Below are 16,363 nucleotides of genomic sequence, written 5' to 3'. Positions count from 1 at the left end.
GTCGCCCCGCTGTGACTGTGACGAGATTCAGCGAGATCGGCCGAGGAACCGTCACCCTCGGCCCGATCGATGCCACGATGGGTCCGAGGAGGTCGCTATGCGCCTGTTGGTGGTCGAGGACGATGACGAGATGCGCGCGCTCATGGAGCGTGGGCTCGCCGCTGAGGGGTACCGCGTCACGGCGGTCGAGAACGGGGTCGAAGCGCTCATCGCGCTCGGCGAGCAGGCGTTCGACCTGGCCGTCGTCGACGTCATGATGCCCGGCATGTCCGGCTTCGAGCTCGCCCGACGCATCCGCGAGCGCGAAGACCCCGTGCGGATCCTCCTCGTCACCGCGCGGGACGCCGTCGACGACCGCGTGTTCGGGCTCGACGCCGGTGCCGACGACTACCTCACGAAGCCGTTCGCCTTCGCCGAGCTCACCGCCCGCCTCCGTGCGCTCGGTCGCCGTGAGTCCGCCGGCGCTCCCCGCACGATCGAGGTCGGCGACGTCGCCATCGACTCCGAAGCGCGCCGCATCCTCATCAAGGGCCAGCGGGTCGCCGTGAGCCCCACCGAGTTCGCGCTGCTCCGACTGCTCGCGCGGTCCGTCGGCACGGTGGTCGACCGGCCGAAGATCCTCGAAGAGGTCTGGGACGGCTCGCAGCACGTCGATCCCAACGTCGTCGAGCAGTACATCTCGTACCTCCGCAAGAAGCTGACCTCGCACGAGGCCACCGTCGCGATCTCCACCGTTCGCGGTCGGGGCTACCGACTCGACCTGCTCGGGGCGTGACCGGTCCCGGGCGGGGCCTGATCCGCCCGCTGCGGAACCTCTCGCTCCGGGCTCGGATCACCATCGGCTCCACGGCGATCGCGGCGGTCGTCATCGTCCTGCTCGTGGTCGTCATGCGGTTCCAGGTCGTGAGCGTCGTCGCGAGCGCCACAAGGACCTTGCTCGACGCCGACGCCGACCCGTACGTGGCGACGCTCGAAGTGGACAGCAACCCGGACCTGTCACCGCCCGGCAACCTGCAGCTCGTCGCGGTCGTGTCCCCCACCGGGGACATCGTGCTGTCGACGATGCCCGGCAAGGTCGAGCGTGCCCTCGGCAGCCTGACGTCGACGAGGGCGGGCACGTCCGTCATCCAGGTCTCGGGGTCGGAGTACCGCGTCGTCGTCGAGCACCCGGTCAACCAGGCCGGGCGCTGGACGGTGGTCGCGGCACGCAACGCGCAGGCCGAGGCGATCGTCGTCGACGACCTGACGTCCACGCTGTCGCTCACCGGACTCGCGATCCTCATCGCGTTCGGCGTCGCATCGTGGGCACTCGCGACCGCCGCCCTCCGCCCCGTGAACCGGATGCGCCGGGAAGCGGAACGCCTGTCCGTCGCCCCCGAGCGGGCCGAGCTGCCCGTGGGGCCCGCCGAGGACGAACTGGCGTCCCTGGCGACGACCCTGAACGCCTTCCTCGCCCGCACCCGCCAAGCGACCGAGCGCGAGCGCCAGATGGTCTCGGACGCGAGCCACGAGCTCCGCACGCCCCTCGCGATCCTGACGACCCAGCTCGACCTCGCGTCCCTCGACGGTGACGACGCCGCCGCCCTCGCCGCGCACATCGAGCGGGCGAAGCTCAGCGTCGCGCGGTTGTCCCGGTTGGCCAACGACCTGCTCGCGCTGTCCCGCATCGAGGAGTCCGAGCGCCGGGAGCAGGACGGAGCCGAGCAGACCCTGACCGGGTGGTCGGACCTCGGCGACGAGGTCATGTCCGCCGTCGACCGGGTCCGGCTCATCGCGTCGGCGAAGGACATCACCGTCGACTTCGACCTCGAACCCCCGGTGGCCGTCGGCGGCTCCGGCCCGGGCATCGGCGGCGGCACGGTCGAACCGCGGTACCGGCTCGACACCGGCGGCATGGCACAGCTCGTCACGAACATCGCGGGCAACGCGGTCTCTGCTCTCCCCCGCGGCGGCGGGATCTTCGTGTCGTGGCGGAGCGCCGCCGGCGAGGGCATCCTGCAGGTCACGGACGACGGCCCGGGAGTGCCGGAATCGTTCATCCCCGTCGCGTTCGACCGGTTCACCCGCCCCGACGAGGCCCGGAAGTCCCGACCGAACCCCGACCCGACCACCGGCGCGATCGCGTTGCCGGGCGGTTCCGGGCTGGGGCTCGCGATCGTGCGGGCGGTGGCGGAGCGGGCCGGGGGTACGGCGTCGCTCCGGAACGTGCGGTCGGGCGGGCTCGAGGTCACGGTGCGGGTCCCGGAGGTGTCGTAGCGGGGCGTGGGGGCATGCCCGCGAGGGCGGCGGGGCGGCGTTCGGCGGCGTGCGTGCGCACCGTCCGACACCGCACGCGTCGATCGACCGGTACCGTGTCGCACGACGACCCGCGCGGCCGACGACCGCCCCGTCACTGGAAGTCCCGCGACCGCGTCCGGACCGACAGGGACAGGTGCTCGATCCGATCGGCCACCAGGTTCACGACCCCGTCCGGCGAGCGCTCGAGGATCCCCCGCACGATGATCGCCGGCGCTTCCCGTGCGACCCTCCGGTAGCGCCCCCACACCCCGACGCTGCAGATCACGTTCACCAGCCCGGTCTCGTCCTCGACGTTCATGAACGTGATGCCCGAGGCCGTCGCCGGACGCTGCCGGTGCGTCACGATGCCGCCGACCTCGACCCGACGACCGGTCTCGGCCGTCGCGGTGTCCTGGACGCTGAGCACCCCGCGTGCGACCAGGCCGTCCCGGACGTGCCGCACGGGGTGGTCGTCGGTCGTCATCCCCGTGGACCACATGTCCGCGATGAGGACGTCCCCGCTGGTCATCTGCCCGAACAGCGGAGGCTGCACCACCACCTGGGTCTCCGGCAACTGGTCGGGGCGCTCGGCGGCCGCCTGGGCAGCGGACCACATCCCGCCGCGCCGGTCCACCCCGAGCGCAGCGAACGCGTCGGCGGCGGCGAGCGCCTCGAGCTGCGCCGTGGTCAGGCCGACCCGGCGGGCGAGGTCCGACATGTCGGTGTACGGCCCGTGCGCGTCGCGCTCGGCGACGATCTTCTCGGCGCTCTTCCGTCCGAGCGACGAGACCTCGGCGAGGCCGAGCCGGACGGCGAACGCGCCGTCCCGCCGGTGCCGGGCCGTGTCGTCGGGCAGGGCCTTGTCGAACGGCAGCACCGGGGGCTGTTCGGTCTCGAGGCAGGCGTCGGCGCCCAGCGGCGTGGAGGGCTCGCCCCCGTCCGACCCCAGCGGTTCCAACGAGGCGTCCACCCCGGACCGCAGGATGTCCGGCCGCAGGACGGTGACCCCGTGCCGTCGGGCGTCGGCCACCAGCGTCTGCGGTGAGTAGAACCCCATCGGCTGCGCCCGGAGGAGCGCCGCGAGGAACGCCCCCGGGTAGTGCAACCGCATCCACGCGCTCGCGTAGACGATGAGCGCGAAGCTGATCGAGTGGCTCTCCGCGAAACCGAAGTTCGCGAACGCCTGGATCTTCGCGTAGATGGCGTCGGCGTCCTCGCCGTGGATGTCGTTCGCCGCCATGCCCGCGTAGAGCTTCTCGCGGAGCCGGTCGATCTTCTCGTGCCCGCGCTTCGACCCCATCGCCCGCCGGAGCAGGTCGGCGTCGTCGCCCGAGCAGCCGCCCACCGCGATCGCCATCTGCATGAGCTGTTCCTGGAACAGCGGCACGCCGAGGGTCCGTTCGAGCACCGGCTCCAGCGACGGGTGGATGTACGTGATGGGTTCTTCACCGGTGCGCCGGCGGATGTACGGGTGCACCGCACCGCCCTGGATCGGTCCGGGGCGCACCAGGGCGACCTCGATCACGAGGTCGTAGAACCGCCGTGGCAACAGCCGGGGCAGGGTGCCCATCTGCGCACGTGACTCGACCTGGAACACCCCGATGGTGTCGGCGCGGCACAGCTGGTCGTAGACGCCCTGCTCTTCCTTCGGGATGGAGTGCATGTCCCAGCGTTCCCCGCAGTGCTCGTCGGCGAGGTCGAACGAGTACTGCAGCGCGGCGAGCATGCCGAGCCCGAGCATGTCGAACTTCACGAGCCCCATGTACGCGCAGTCGTCCTTGTCCCACTGCAGCACGGTGCGGCCGTCCATCCGGGCGTGCTCGATCGGCACGACCTCGCCCACCGGGCGGTCGGTGAGCACCATGCCGCCGGAGTGGATGCCGAGGTGCCGCGGGAACCCGAGCACCTGCTGCGCCATGTCGACCACGGTGTCCGGGATGTCGTGGTCCTGGCTCTCGGTCACCGACCCCCACCGCTCGACCTGCTTCGACCAGGCGTCCTGTTGTCCGGGGCTGTGCCCGAGCGCCTTCGCCATGTCCCGCACGGCGCCCTTCGGCCGGTAGGTGATGACGTTCGCGACCTGGGCGGCGTTGAACCGGCCGTACTTCTCGTAGACGTACTGGATGACCTCTTCGCGCCGGTCGGAGTCGAAGTCGACGTCGATGTCGGGCTCTTCGTCGCGCATCGCCGACAGGAACCGCTCGAACGGCAGCCCGTACCGGATCGAGTCGACCGCCGTGATCTCGAGCAGGTAGCAGACCGCCGAGTTCGCGGCCGACCCGCGCCCCTGGCAGAGGATGCCGCGGTCACGGGCGTACTGCACCATGTCCCGCACGATGAGGAAGTACCCCGGGAAGTCCTTGTCCTCGATCACCGAGAGCTCGCGTTCGATGCGTTCGCGCTTCTGCGGGTCCACGCCGTCGGCGCTGCCCGGGTAGAACCGGCGTGCACCGCGCCAGGTGAGCTCGCGGAGCCAGGACATCGTGGTGTGCCCGTCCGGCACGTCGATGTCCGGTAGCCCGGGCTTGACCGTCTTCAGCTGGAAGCCGATCTCGTCCGCGAGCTCGACGCTGTACGCGACGGCGCCCGGCCAGCGCGCGAACCGCCTGGCCATCTCGGCACCCGAGCGGAGGTGCGCCGTGGGGGCGGCCGGCAACCAGCCGTCGATCTCGTCGAGGCTGCGCCGGGCACGGACGGCGGCGAGGGCGGTCGCCACGGGGAAGCGGTCGGGGGTGGCGTAGTGCACGTTGCCAGTGGCGACGACCGACAGCGCGTGCTTCGCCGCGAGCGCGGCGAGGACGTCGTTGCGGGCCGTGTCCATCGGGTCGCCGTGGTCCGTGAGCTCGACGACGACGCCGGCGGTGCCGAACCGGTCGAGCAGGGCACGCAGGGCGTCTTCCGCAGCGGACTCCCCGTCGCGTTCGAGCGCCTGCCGGACGGCGCCCTTGCGGCACCCGGTCAGGACCCGCCAGTGCCCGTCGGACCGCGCCGCGAGGTCGTCGAGGTCGTACCGGGGTCGTCCCTTCTCGGCGCCGGCGGCCAGGTGCGCGCTCGTCACCGCGCCGGCGAGCCGGTGGTAGCCGTCCTGCCCGTCCGCGAGGAGCAGCAGGTGGGTGCCTTCGGGGTCGGGCACGCCGTTCTGCGGTTCGGTCAGTCCGAGGGACAGCTCGGTGCCGTACACGGTCGCCACGGTCGGGTACGACTCGGCGACCTCGGCCATCCGGGCGGCGCCGTAGAAGCCGTCGTGGTCGGTGAGGGCGAGGCCGTGCAGGTGCAGCCGCGCGGCCTCTTCGAAGAGGTGCTCCGGTCCGCTCGCGCCGTCGAGGAAGCTGAAGGTGGAGTGCACGTGCAGCTCGGCGTACGGCACGACCGGCTCGTTGCCCGTGTCCTCGTGACCGCCCGGCGCCTCGTACCGCGAGCGCTTCCGCGACCACGCGGGGCTGTCACCGCCGTCGCCGTCGTGCGTGCTGCCGGGACTCCGCTTGTCGGACAGGGCGCGTTCGAACTGCGACCACGGGATCGGCGGGTTGCTGTAGCCCATCAGTGCTCCCCACTCGCGCGCGTCACGTCGCCACCGCTTCGGCCCACCAGCGGTGGTCGGCGAGCACCAGGTACCACGCACGACCGTCGGCGTCGACGAGCTGCAGTCGGTGGAGCCGTCGGCCCCCGGCTTCCCACCAGCGCACGACGAGTGGCCATGGTCCGGCCCACGCGGTCACGGAGCCGAACCGGCCCCCGCGCTCGCCTTCGGCCCGGAACCGTTCCGGCACACCGGTCAGCGCACCGCGGTCGTCGACGTCGACGGTGCCGCCGTCCGCGGCGACGACGTCCACCGGGCGGGGCCGGTCGAGCACGGTCGCCGGAGGCGGCCCGGGCAGCTTGCCGGGCCACGGGCGGTCACGGACGGTCGCCAGGGCACGCTCGCCGCCGACGGGGGCGTCTCCCCACGGCACGAGCACCACCCGCTCGGCGAGGGTGCGACCACCGCCGACCCGCGGTGTGACCACCCCGTCGTGCCCGACCAGTCCTTGCACGCGGGCGAGGGCGTGGTGCACCCGTTCGTCGGGTCCGGTCCCCCAGAGTCCCCGCTCGTGGTTCGCCATGTCGTCCACCGCGACGGGTTCGAGCACCACCTGGACCACGGGCGCTTCCAGCCCGGACGGGTCGACCCCGCCGGTGAGCTGCCAGCGCACCCGGTCGACCACGTCGGCGGCGTCGAACCACCGCGGGTGCACCCACGTCCGCTCGAGCAGGATGTCCCGCTCGTCGACGATGCCCACCCGGATCGTCGTGGCGACCAGCCCCGCTGCCCGGAGCCGGGCGGCGAAGTCGTCGGCGGTGCGCCGGAACGCGAACGCGATCTGGTCCGCGCGGTCGAGCGGGGGTTCGAACGCCGCTTCCACCCGGAGTTCTGGCGGGACGGACCGCGCAGCGACCTCTCTCGGGTCACGACCGCCGGCGAGCCGGTGCAGGAACGCGCCCGCCGGACCGAACCGGTCGCGCACCTGCTCGTCGCTGAGGGCGGCGAACTCGCCGAGGGTCTGGATGCCGAGTCGGCCGAGCAGCATCGCGAGGTCCGCGTCGCCGAGCACCCCGAGCGGCAACGCGGACAGGAACGGCGCCGAGCCGTCGACGGGCACGATCCGCACGCGTTCCCCCGGGCGGACCGGCCGGGCCCGGGCGGCCTGTTCGGCCGCGAAGGGGGTGTCGGCGATCCCGGCACGGACCCCGGGTGCACCGTGGTCCGCGGCGATGCCCGCGAGGGTGGCAGCAGCAGCGCGCTCACCCCCGTAGTACCGAGCCGGACCGCGGGAACGCAGGGCGAGGGTGCCGGGCCGGAGGACCTCGACCCCGGGGACCGCCGCTTCGACCGCGCGGATGACCGGTTCGAAGGCACGGTGGTCGAGGGCGTCGTCGTAGGGCTGCACCACGAGCTCGGGGCAGCGGGCCTGCGCTTCGCGGACGCGGAGGCCGCGGACGACGCCCTGCTGCCGAGCGCTGGCGGAGCTGGCGTACACCTGCCCCTTCACCACCAGGGCGAACGGGCGTTCCGGGGGCTCACCCGCAGCACGGGCGGCAGCGATCACCGGCCAGTCCGGACACCACAGCACGATGGTCCGGGTCGGTGGCGGCTCGGGCAGGGCACCGCCACGGGCGAGCGCGTCGGCACGGATCGCCCGAGCGTCGGGCACGCCGGCACCACCGAGCGTCCCACCCGGGCCGCGCGACCCGGCGAGTGCCCCGGTGACGCGGGACCCGGACGTCCGGGTCCGGCCGCGCCCACGGGGACTCACGACGCCACCGCCACGGGACGCAGCACCGGCGACGGGACGCCGGCAGCGGCAGTCGCGGGAACGGCGGCCCGCACCGTGCCGTCCGCCGCGGGCAGCAGCAGCTCGGCGTCGACCGGACGCCCCGCGCCGGCTCGCCCCGCCGCCGAGACCGTGACCCGTCGTTCCGTGAGGAACCCGTGGCCGTCGCCGATGCCGCTCCACTCGGACGACGTCACCCGCAGCGTGACGTCAGCACCCGGCCACGACCCGAGGGCGACCAGCGCGCCGCCCCGCTGCCGCAGCCGTGCCGACAACCGGGAGACGTCGCCGGGCACCACGCGCCCGAGGGGTCGGGTGAGGACGATCTGCGCCACGTCCGCCAGCGCCGCGGTCACGGTGAGCCACTGGTCGCCCGGGTCCGGGACGAGCACGAGCCGTTCGAGGTCGATGCCCGCCGCTGCGGCCGCTTCGACCCCGAAGGACGGCACGCCCACGACCGCGCACCAGGCGCCCGCAGCCGAGGCGGCCTGCAGCATCGTCATCGCGAGGAGCACGGATTCCTGCACGGCGTAGGACCCGCCCACCCGGATCGCACCGCCGGGCAGGAGTGGCGCGAGCGCTTCCGCGGTCGGGAGCCCTTCGGTGTCGACGCGGGTGGACTCCATCTCGGCGACCCGCGACCGCAGCGAGGTGATCCGTTCGAGGGCAGCCTGGGCGTCCCCCAGGTGGTCGACCCGACGGACCGGGCGGGCAGCGCCGGACCGCCCGGTCGACCCCTGTGGGGCCCCGGGCGATCGGAGTGCTGCCGCCGTCTGCATGCCCTCATATTCGAACATGTGTTCGATGATGTCAATCGGGTCCGACATCCTGTGGACAGTTGCTTCGAACACGCGTTCGACACGCCGTGCGAGCACCAGATCGGCTGCCTGTGGAGGGAGCCGAGTGCCGTCACCAGCGGGCGACGGCCCCCACCCCGGCGAGCACCGAGCGCGTCTTCGTCTCGACCTCGTCCGCCTCGTCCGCCGCCACCGACGACCACGTCACCGCACCGCCGGCACCGAACGTCCGCGACCGGACCGAGCCCCGGGCGTCGACGACCGTCACCAGTGTGCGGATCGCCACCGACAGATCGACCGCGCCACTGGCCGAGAAGTACCCGATCACCCCCGAGTACACCCCGCGAGGCGCGTCCTCGAGCCGATCCGCGATGGCCATGGCACTGATCTTCGGTGCGCCGGTCATCGACCCGGGCGGGAACGCGGCACGCATGACGGCCGCCCGCGAGACCCCGTCCGGCAGCACCGCACCGATGGTCGACACCATCTGGTGCACACTCGCGTACGTCTCGACGTCGCACAGCCGGTCGACGTGCACCGACCCGGGCACCGCGGTCCGGAGCAGGTCGTTCCGGAGCAGGTCGACGATCATCACGTTCTCGGCGCGGTCCTTCGCGCTCGCGGCGAGTTCCGCGCGGACCGCTTCGTCCTCCACAGGGTCGTCGGAGCGTCGCCGCGTGCCCTTGATCGGCTCGGCGGACACCGCACCGGACGCATCGATCCGCAGGAACCGTTCCGGGGACCGGCTCGCGACGCGCAGCGGACCGAGCCGCAAGTAGGCGCCGAACGGGACGGGGTCCAGCGCTCGGAGACGCACGTACTCGGCCAGGTGCGGGTCCGTACCGGGGTCGACCCGCGCCTCCCGGACCGCTCGCACCGCGAAGGCGGTGGTGAGGCAGACCTGGAACGCGTTGCCCGCGCGGATCTCCGCGCGGCACGCGTCGACCGCTGACTCGTACGCGGCGCGCGTGACGCGACCGGTCGCCTCCGCACCGGCCTGGAGGAACGGGGGCGCGTCGACGACGTCGGCCGACGGTGCCGGGGCGGTCACCGTCTCGAGCCATGCCCGGTTCGCCGCGCTGGCCGCCGGTTCTGCGTCCGCCACCAGGGCGAGCGCCCAGGCGGCGCCGCCTTCTTCGACGACCACCGCGCGGTCGGTGAACCGTAGGTCGGCGTCCGCGTGCCCGTCGGCCGTGCGGTCGGCGCCCCCGGACTCGCGGCCGAGCTCGTACCCGAGGAACCCGACCCAGCCGAGCGCGAACCCGCAGCCCGGGAGCGGTTCCGGGACCGACGGCGTGCGCGCGAGCAGGTCGGCGAGGACGTCGAACGCCGGACGGTCCCCGGCGGTGTCGATCGGCGCGAACCAGCCGCGCGACGCCGGGGCCACGTCGAGGAACGCTCGTCGCCCCTCGTGCCGGAACCGCGCCGCGAACGGACCGTCGGTCAGCGCGAGCACCGACCACCGGGCACGCGCGTGCGCCGGGGCCGGCGACCCGGACGGCAGTGACGAGTCGAGCCAGACGACGTCGGACGCTGTTGCCGCGGTCAGTGTGCCCAGGTCCGGCGTGGCGCGCAGACGTCGGACTTCGACCCTCACGGCGGGTCGTGGCGTCAGACGGCCGCGATCGTCCACGAGGCCGCCGACGACGAACCCGGCTCGATCACGACGAGCCCAGCGTCCGCGCCGGCGTTGAAGGCGTCCGGCGCGCAGGTCATCGGCTCGACCGCGAGGCCGGCCCGGTGGTACTCGGGGACGACGTGGTCGGCGGTGTGCACCTGCGCCCACCCGCACTCCGGGCCGAACGAAGCCCGGACCCCGTGACCGTCGGCGGCCGTGAGCACGATCGTCGCGATGCCGTCGGCGTCCCGGTCGAACCCGGTGAAGGCGTGGTCGATGAACCGGTCGCCGATCAGGGTCGCGGTGCGCAGGTCGAACTCGTCGTGGACCGGCGCGAGTCCCGTGGGGATGAGCCGGTCGTCGGTGACCTCGAGCACCTCGGCGGCGGGGAGCGTCAGCGTCCAGTCGTCCACCCGGCCGGCACCGCCGACGAGGTACGGGTGCGGGCCGGTCCCCCACGGCGCCGCATCCGACCCCGTGTTGGTACCGGTGATCGTGGTGTGCAGGCCGTCGGCGTCGACGCGGTACTCGACCGTGACGTCGACGCGGAACGGGTACCCGGCCTGCGCCGGCACCGTCGTGGCGAGGACGGCGCGGTCCGGCTCGTGCGCGACCGTACGGAAGTCGGTCCACGCGACGAGGCCGTGCAGGGCGTGGTGCCGCTTCGGTTCCGTGAGCGCGAGTTCGTACTCGGCGCCTCCGAACGTGTACGTGCCGTCGACGACCCGGTTCGGCCACGGTGCGAGGACGGCGCCGCGGAACGCCGGTCGGACCTCGTCCGCGTCGAACGGGACCACGAGGTCACGTCCTTCGAACCGGAGCGTCCGCAGCGTAGCCCCGACGGACGCGAGCTCCGCTGTGTACCCGCCGGCGGTGATCGTCAGGGCGGAACCGGAGAGAGGGGCGTCGTTGCTCATGGGCTCAGCGTACCGGGATCGACGCGACGCTCCGGCGGTCACTGGAACGCAGAAACCCCCGCAGTTCCGGGGAACCGCGGGGGTGGTGGTGGATCTGAGGGGACTCGAACCCCTGACCCCCTGCATGCCATGCAGGTGCGCTACCAGCTGCGCCACAGACCCGAAGAGTGGTGTTGTCACCGACTTCAGTGTTCCTCCGTTCACCGGAGGCACCACAGAAGCGTACACCACGCGAACGCCCGGTGACGAAATCGGCACCGCCACCCGGGCGAGTCGCGACTACGCGGTGTGGTCCACCGGGAGCTCGAGCGGGATGGTCGGGCAGTCCGACCAGAGACGCTCGAGCGAGTAGTACTGACGGTCTTCTTCGTGGAAGACGTGCACGACGATGTCACCGAAGTCGATGAGGACCCAGCGGCCCTCGCTCCGACCTTCACGACGGAGCGGCTTCGCCCCGGCTTCGAGGAGGCGCTCTTCGAGCTCGTCCGCGATGGCGAGCACGTTGCGCTCGTTCCGACCGGTCGCGAGCAGGAACACGTCGGTGAGCTGCAGCGGCCCGGTCACGTCGAGAGCGACGAGGTCTTCGGCCTGCTTGGCGTCAGCCGCCTGGGCGGCGATCTGCACGAGTTCCAGTGCGCGTGAGGAGGCGGTCACGGATTCCTTCCGGTCGTCGACCCGACGCTGTGCCGGATCGCTTGATGGGTCCCGATCATAAGCCACGCCACCGACAGCGGCCAGGCCGCGGCGGAGGTGCTGGTGCTCGGGTTCCCGTGTGTCAGAACGTGTGGGTGGTGATGAGCGCCACGATGATGACCGCCGCGGCGGCGATGCCGACGGCGCCGACCGTCACCCCGAGGATGACGGGCGTGCGCGACTCCTTCGGCTTCGCGGCTGCGAGCACCACCTGCCGGGTCGAGGTGTGGCTCGACACCGCACGGCTCGCACGGACCGGGCTGGCGTCCGTCTCGGGCTGTTCGTCGTGCTGCTCGAGCAGCCGGTCGACCTCGGCGCCGTCGATCGGCCGGTGCGAACCGGTGGACGACAGCGACGCGGGAAGGTCGATCGAGCCCGTGAGGATGACCTCGCCCGTGGCGTTCAGCGCCCCGGTCGGGTCAGCCAGCGCCGAGTTGGGCAGGATGATCGCGTTCGTGTTCGTCACGGCGACGCGACGCGTGCCGGTCTCCTCGTCGTGGATCTCGGTGTCGTTCGAGTCGTGTGCCTGCTGCGACCAGTGTCCGACGGGCGGCTCGAACGCCGTGGTGATCGGCTTCGGCTCGGGCGGACGCTGGAACGCCGCCGGCAGCCGAGGCGCGTCGTCGGAACGGGGCGAGGACGTCGGCGCGGAGACCGGGCGCGCGGGCTCGGGGGCCTGGACGGGCACCTCGTTCGTGTCGTCCTCGTCCAGCGAGAGCGGGAAGACGGCGGGCGTCGAGGGCGCGATCGGAGCGGCAGCCGGGGTGCCGGCAGCAGTTGCAGTACCGGCGGGCGCGGCGGTGCCGGCAGTGGCGGCGGCTGCGTCAGCCGCGGCGTCGGACGATGCCGCAGCGTCGGGCAGTGCCGCAGCGTCGGGCAGTGCCGCAGCGTCGCTGGCCGGGACGTCGGCGGCGGAGGCCCCGGCAACCGGCTCGTCGGCGTCCGGCGGGGCCCACGTCGAGCGGTGCCGACGGGGTTCCTCGCTGTGCGCCACAGCAGCTTCGAGGGGCTCGATGGCGTCCGGCGAACCGTCCGCCTCGGTGGCCTGGGCAACCGCCGCCTGGTCGAGCACGACCGTCTCGACGCCGGGCTCGCGCGGCTCGGCGGAGGACTCGTGCGCCAGGGCCTCGGACTCGGGCGCGCCCTGGAGCGCGTCGACGGACCCGATGACGTCCTGCACGGTGCGGTCGGACGATTGCGGCGTGGGGTTCTGCAGCGGGACCGGCTGGATCGCCTGACCCTCGGCAGCACGCATCTGGCGGATCTGCCGACGGGTGAGTCCACCGGAGCCCGGGACGATCTCGGTCGCCGACGCGGGCGCTGCCGCGGCCGTGGGGAGCGCTGCGGCCGACGGTGTCACCGGCGACGGCGTGGCGGACTGCGCGGGAGCGCCGGGTGCCGGTGCGACGTGGCTGCCGGGCCGACGACGTGCTTCCGGCTGCTCGGCGGGGGCTGCGACGGTCGGCGGCGGCGTCACGGGCTGTGCGCCGCCCGCGGCCGCGCGCTCACGCTCGCGCGCCTGGCGCCGCGACAGGGGCGGCTGCGCGTCGGACGAACTCATGCAACGCTCCGATACAGATGGTGCTTGGAGATGTACTGGACGACACCGTCGGGGACCAAGTACCACACGGGGAAACCACGTCTCACCCGGTCGCGGCAATCGGTCGACGAGATGGCCAGCGCGGGAACTTCGAGCAAGCTTACGTCGCGTTCGGGCAATCCCGTGATGCTGAGGGCGTGTCCTGGACGTGTCACGGCGACGAAGTGCGCGAGGTCCCAGAGACCATCATGGTCTTTCCAGTCGACAATCTGCTGGACGGCGTCTGCGCCCGAGATGAAGACGAGCTGCGCATCCGGTCGTCGGGCGTGCAGGTCCTTGAGGGTGTCGACCGTGTACGTCGGGCCGGGCCGGTCGATGTCGACGCGGCTGACGGTGAACATCGGGTTCGACGCCGTAGCCACGACCGTCATGAGGTAACGGTGTTCGGCGTCGGTGACCCCGGACTTCATGTACGGCTGACCGGTGGGGACGAACACCACTTCGTCGAGGTCGAACGCCCGCGCGACCTCCGACGCAGCCACGAGGTGGCCGTTGTGGATCGGGTCGAACGTGCCACCCATCACCCCGATGCGTGGCCGCCCCGTGCTCTCGAGCATGGAGGAGCGGGTCAGATCTTGGTGTGGCCGAACTCGTCGACACCCGTCTCGTGGTGGCGGGTGGCCTCGAACTTCTGGGAGTGGCGGTAGGCCACGTCGCGGAAGCTCCAGGTCACGAACCCGAGGAACGCGAAGAAGAGGGCACCGACGAGCGGGAAGACGTACGCGGGCACCCCGGAGGCGTGCTCAGCGGCTTCTGCGAGGAAGGTCATGTGTCCGATGCTCCGTTCGGTCGGGGGAAGTCGCCGCTCAGTCTAGCCGCGGATCTGACCCTGCCCGCGCACGATCCACTTGGTGCTCGTGAGTTCAGGGAGCCCCATCGGGCCGCGGGCGTGGAGTTTCTGCGTGGAGATCCCCACCTCGGCACCGAACCCGAACTCCCCGCCGTCGGTGAACCGCGTCGAGGCGTTCGCCATCACGACCGCCGAGTCCACCTCGGCGAGGAAGCGCTCTGCCGTGTCCACGTCGTTCGTCACGATCGACTCGGTGTGGTGCGTCGACCAGCGGGCGATGTGGGCCATCGCGGCGTCGACGTCCGGCACGACCCGGATCGACAGGTCGAGGTCCATCGACTCGGTGGCCCAGTCGTCGTCCGTCGCACGGAGTACGCCGGGCACGATCACGCGCGTCGCGTCGTCGCCCCGCAGCGTCACGCCCGCTGCGCGGAGTCGGTCGGCGAGGACGGGCAACAGACGATCCGCGGCGCGCTCGTGCACGAGGAGCGTCTCGAGCGCGTTGCACACGCTCGGTCGCTGCACCTTGCTGTTGAGGACGATGTCGACCGAGCGCTCGAGCGGCGCGGACTCGTCGAGGAACACGTGCACGACACCGGCACCCGTCTCGATCACGGGGACCTGCGACTCGGTGACGACGGTCTGGATGAGCGAAGCGCTCCCCCGCGGGATCAGCACGTCGACCAGCCCGCGCGCACGCATGAGCTCGGTCGCGCCCGCTCGCCCGAACTCGTCGATGGTCTGCACCAGCTCGCGCGGCAGCCCCACCGACGCCACCGCGTCCTGGATGCGCGCGACCAGCACCGCGTTCGTGTGTTCCGCCGCGGAGCCACCGCGCAGGACCACCGCGTTGCCGCTCTTCAACGCCAGGCTCGCGATGTCCACCGTGACGTTGGGCCGTGCTTCGTAGATCGCGCCGACGACGCCGAACGGCACACGGACCTGCGTGAGCTGCAGTCCGTTCGGCAGCCGGGAGCCCCGGACGTGCTCCCCCACGGGGTCGGTCAGCCCGACGACGTGCTCGACCGCGGCAGCGAGGGCGTCGATGCGGGCGGCGTCCAGGCGCAGGCGGTCGAGGAGCCCGGCGGACAGACCGCCTTCCTCGCCCGCGACGAGGTCGTCGTGGTTCGCCGCGACGATCTCGTCCGTCGCGGTGCGCACGCCGGCGGCGATCGCGAGGAGTGCCGCGTCCTTCACCGCGGTCGTCGCCGTGGCGAGCACCGACGACGCGGCGCGGGCGGCGACCAGCTTGTCGGTCAGGGTCGGGGCGGGTGCGGTCAGCGACATGGCACGATTCTAGGCGCGGCGACCGGCGCGTGACGGGCGTCCGGCCCGACTGTGGAGAGGGCCTGGAGGCGCGTCTCTTGTGGAGGAGTCAGCCTGCGTCCGGCACGTGCGAATCGCAGCCCCCGAACGGGCACGACACGTCGCGTGCATTCCGCCGAGCGGGCACGACCTGCCGCCGGGAGGCGCCGAGAGTGACGTGAATCGCCCGCTCGGCGAGCCCGGCCCGGCCCGCCGAGCCCGCCCCGGCCTCAGGCCCGCGGCGCCGCCTCGAACCAGGTCCCCACCCGGTCCCCCGCGAGCGCCCGCTCGACCAACGCCGTCGCCGTCACGAGCACCGACGTCCCCGCCTCCGCCGCGAGCCGAGCAGCAGCGACCTTCGTCCCCGCTCCCCCCGTGCCCACGCCGGCGGAGCCGATCGACCCGAAGGTCACCCCGGCCAGCTCGTCCCCGAACGGCACGAGCTCGATCGGCGCCGCCCCTGGTTGCTCCGGCGGCCGCGTGTACAGCGACTCCACGTCGGAGAGGAGCACGAGCGCATCGGCTCCGAGCAGTCGCGCCACGAGCGCCGCGAGCCGGTCGTTGTCACCGAACCGGATCTCGTGCGTGGCCACGGTGTCGTTCTCGTTGACGATGGGCAGCACCCGGAGCGCGAGCAGCCGGTCGATGGCGCGCTGCGCGTTCACCCGGTGGGTGGGGTTCTGCAGGTCCCCCGCGGTGAGGAGGATCTGCGCGGCGACGACCGCGTGCCGGTCGAGTTCCTTCTGGTACCGGAACATCAGGACGTTCTGCCCGGTCGCGGCGGCTGCCTGCTGGGTGGCGAGGTCGTCCGGGCGACCCTCGAGTCCGAGGAACGGGAAGCCCGTGGCGATCGCGCCGGAGGAGACCAGCACCACCTCGGTCCCCCGGGCGTGTGCGGCCGCGAGGGCGTCGACGAGCGGCGCGATCTGCCCGGTGTTGTTACCACTGACCGACGACGACCCGACCTTGACCACGATCCGTCTGGCTCGCGGGATGTCCTCGCGCGAGGTGACGGGTCCGAGGTCCGTGCGGGCGGTCGTGTCGGTCATGCTGC

At 72.7% G+C, this 16,363-nt stretch carries 13 protein-coding genes and 1 tRNA gene; 2 read left to right on the top strand and 12 right to left on the bottom strand.

Features of this window, described 5'->3' with window-relative positions:
- Window positions 1-97 precede the first annotated feature (97 nt).
- Window positions 98-775 carry a response regulator transcription factor gene (locus FS825_RS04080; RefSeq protein ID WP_144711064.1) on the top strand — a complete coding sequence of 226 codons (678 nt, stop codon included), beginning with the start codon at window positions 98-100 and terminating at the stop codon, window positions 773-775.
- Entirely contained in the window at window positions 772-2,256 is a 1,485-nt protein-coding gene (locus tag FS825_RS04075) for a sensor histidine kinase (protein ID WP_144711062.1), read from the top strand. Before FS825_RS04080 ends, FS825_RS04075 begins: the two co-directional genes overlap by 4 nt.
- Before the next feature lie 133 nt (window positions 2,257-2,389).
- Here FS825_RS04075 and FS825_RS04070 read toward each other — a convergent pair whose 3' ends face one another.
- The 12 genes from FS825_RS04070 to proB form a co-directional block, all read right to left on the bottom strand.
- The gene (locus FS825_RS04070; protein ID WP_144711060.1) at window positions 2,390-5,818 is read right to left on the bottom strand and encodes an error-prone DNA polymerase; all 3,429 of its coding nucleotides are present in this window, start codon (window positions 5,816-5,818) and stop codon (window positions 2,390-2,392) included.
- A gap of 22 nt (window positions 5,819-5,840) precedes the next feature.
- Entirely contained in the window at window positions 5,841-7,571 is a 1,731-nt protein-coding gene (locus tag FS825_RS04065; protein ID WP_260981001.1) for a DNA polymerase Y family protein, read from the bottom strand.
- Window positions 7,568-8,416: a flagellar hook assembly protein FlgD gene (locus FS825_RS04060; protein WP_260981000.1), complete on the bottom strand. Its 849-nt coding sequence runs from the start codon at window positions 8,414-8,416 to the stop codon at window positions 7,568-7,570. Before FS825_RS04060 ends, FS825_RS04065 begins: the two co-directional genes overlap by 4 nt.
- 82 nt (window positions 8,417-8,498) lie before the next feature.
- A complete protein-coding gene (locus FS825_RS04055) occupies window positions 8,499-9,983 on the bottom strand; it encodes an anthranilate synthase component I family protein (RefSeq protein WP_186377057.1) in 1,485 nt (494 codons plus the stop codon).
- A gap of 14 nt (window positions 9,984-9,997) precedes the next feature.
- Window positions 9,998-10,921 carry an aldose 1-epimerase family protein gene (locus FS825_RS04050; protein WP_186377056.1) on the bottom strand — a complete coding sequence of 308 codons (924 nt, stop codon included), beginning with the start codon at window positions 10,919-10,921 and terminating at the stop codon, window positions 9,998-10,000.
- A gap of 86 nt (window positions 10,922-11,007) precedes the next feature.
- Window positions 11,008-11,083 (bottom strand) — tRNA-Ala (locus tag FS825_RS04045).
- 117 nt (window positions 11,084-11,200) lie between these two features.
- On the bottom strand, window positions 11,201-11,575 hold the full coding sequence (gene rsfS, locus FS825_RS04040) for a ribosome silencing factor (RefSeq protein ID WP_144711056.1): 375 nt from the start codon (window positions 11,573-11,575) through the stop codon (window positions 11,201-11,203).
- A 121-nt stretch (window positions 11,576-11,696) separates the two neighbouring features.
- Window positions 11,697-13,175: a hypothetical protein gene (locus FS825_RS04035; RefSeq protein WP_144711054.1), complete on the bottom strand. Its 1,479-nt coding sequence runs from the start codon at window positions 13,173-13,175 to the stop codon at window positions 11,697-11,699.
- On the bottom strand, window positions 13,172-13,771 hold the full coding sequence (gene nadD, locus FS825_RS04030) for a nicotinate-nucleotide adenylyltransferase (protein ID WP_144711052.1): 600 nt from the start codon (window positions 13,769-13,771) through the stop codon (window positions 13,172-13,174). The genes FS825_RS04035 and nadD overlap by 4 nt, the downstream gene beginning before the upstream one ends.
- A gap of 11 nt (window positions 13,772-13,782) precedes the next feature.
- Complete coding sequence (locus FS825_RS04025; protein ID WP_079238598.1) at window positions 13,783-13,983, bottom strand: hypothetical protein; 201 nt, start codon at window positions 13,981-13,983, stop codon at window positions 13,783-13,785.
- 42 nt (window positions 13,984-14,025) lie between these two features.
- A complete protein-coding gene (locus FS825_RS04020) occupies window positions 14,026-15,291 on the bottom strand; it encodes a glutamate-5-semialdehyde dehydrogenase (RefSeq protein WP_144711050.1) in 1,266 nt (421 codons plus the stop codon).
- 248 nt (window positions 15,292-15,539) lie between these two features.
- Complete coding sequence (gene proB, locus FS825_RS04015) at window positions 15,540-16,358, bottom strand: glutamate 5-kinase (RefSeq protein WP_260980999.1); 819 nt, start codon at window positions 16,356-16,358, stop codon at window positions 15,540-15,542.
- Between the last annotated feature and the right edge of the window lie 5 nt (window positions 16,359-16,363).

Source organism: Curtobacterium pusillum (assembly GCF_007680845.1).
In the GTDB taxonomy this organism is placed as follows: domain Bacteria; phylum Actinomycetota; class Actinomycetes; order Actinomycetales; family Microbacteriaceae; genus Curtobacterium; species Curtobacterium pusillum_B.
The sequence above is the reverse complement of the archived record's forward strand: the minus strand, read 5'-3'. Positions and strand labels throughout refer to the sequence as shown.

Coding starts and splice junctions, on each gene's coding strand:
- nadD (WP_144711052.1), bottom strand. CDS start 13,771: ATGCTCGAGAGCACGGGGCGGCCACGCATCGGGGTGATGGGTGGCACG.
- FS825_RS04070 (WP_144711060.1), bottom strand. CDS start 5,818: ATGGGCTACAGCAACCCGCCGATCCCGTGGTCGCAGTTCGAACGCGCC.
- FS825_RS04020 (WP_144711050.1), bottom strand. CDS start 15,291: ATGTCGCTGACCGCACCCGCCCCGACCCTGACCGACAAGCTGGTCGCC.
- FS825_RS04035 (WP_144711054.1), bottom strand. CDS start 13,175: ATGAGTTCGTCCGACGCGCAGCCGCCCCTGTCGCGGCGCCAGGCGCGC.
- FS825_RS04025 (WP_079238598.1), bottom strand. CDS start 13,983: ATGACCTTCCTCGCAGAAGCCGCTGAGCACGCCTCCGGGGTGCCCGCG.
- proB (WP_260980999.1), bottom strand. CDS start 16,358: ATGACCGACACGACCGCCCGCACGGACCTCGGACCCGTCACCTCGCGC.
- FS825_RS04080 (WP_144711064.1), top strand. CDS start 98: ATGCGCCTGTTGGTGGTCGAGGACGATGACGAGATGCGCGCGCTCATG.
- FS825_RS04060 (WP_260981000.1), bottom strand. CDS start 8,416: ATGTCGGACCCGATTGACATCATCGAACACATGTTCGAATATGAGGGC.
- FS825_RS04050 (WP_186377056.1), bottom strand. CDS start 10,921: ATGAGCAACGACGCCCCTCTCTCCGGTTCCGCCCTGACGATCACCGCC.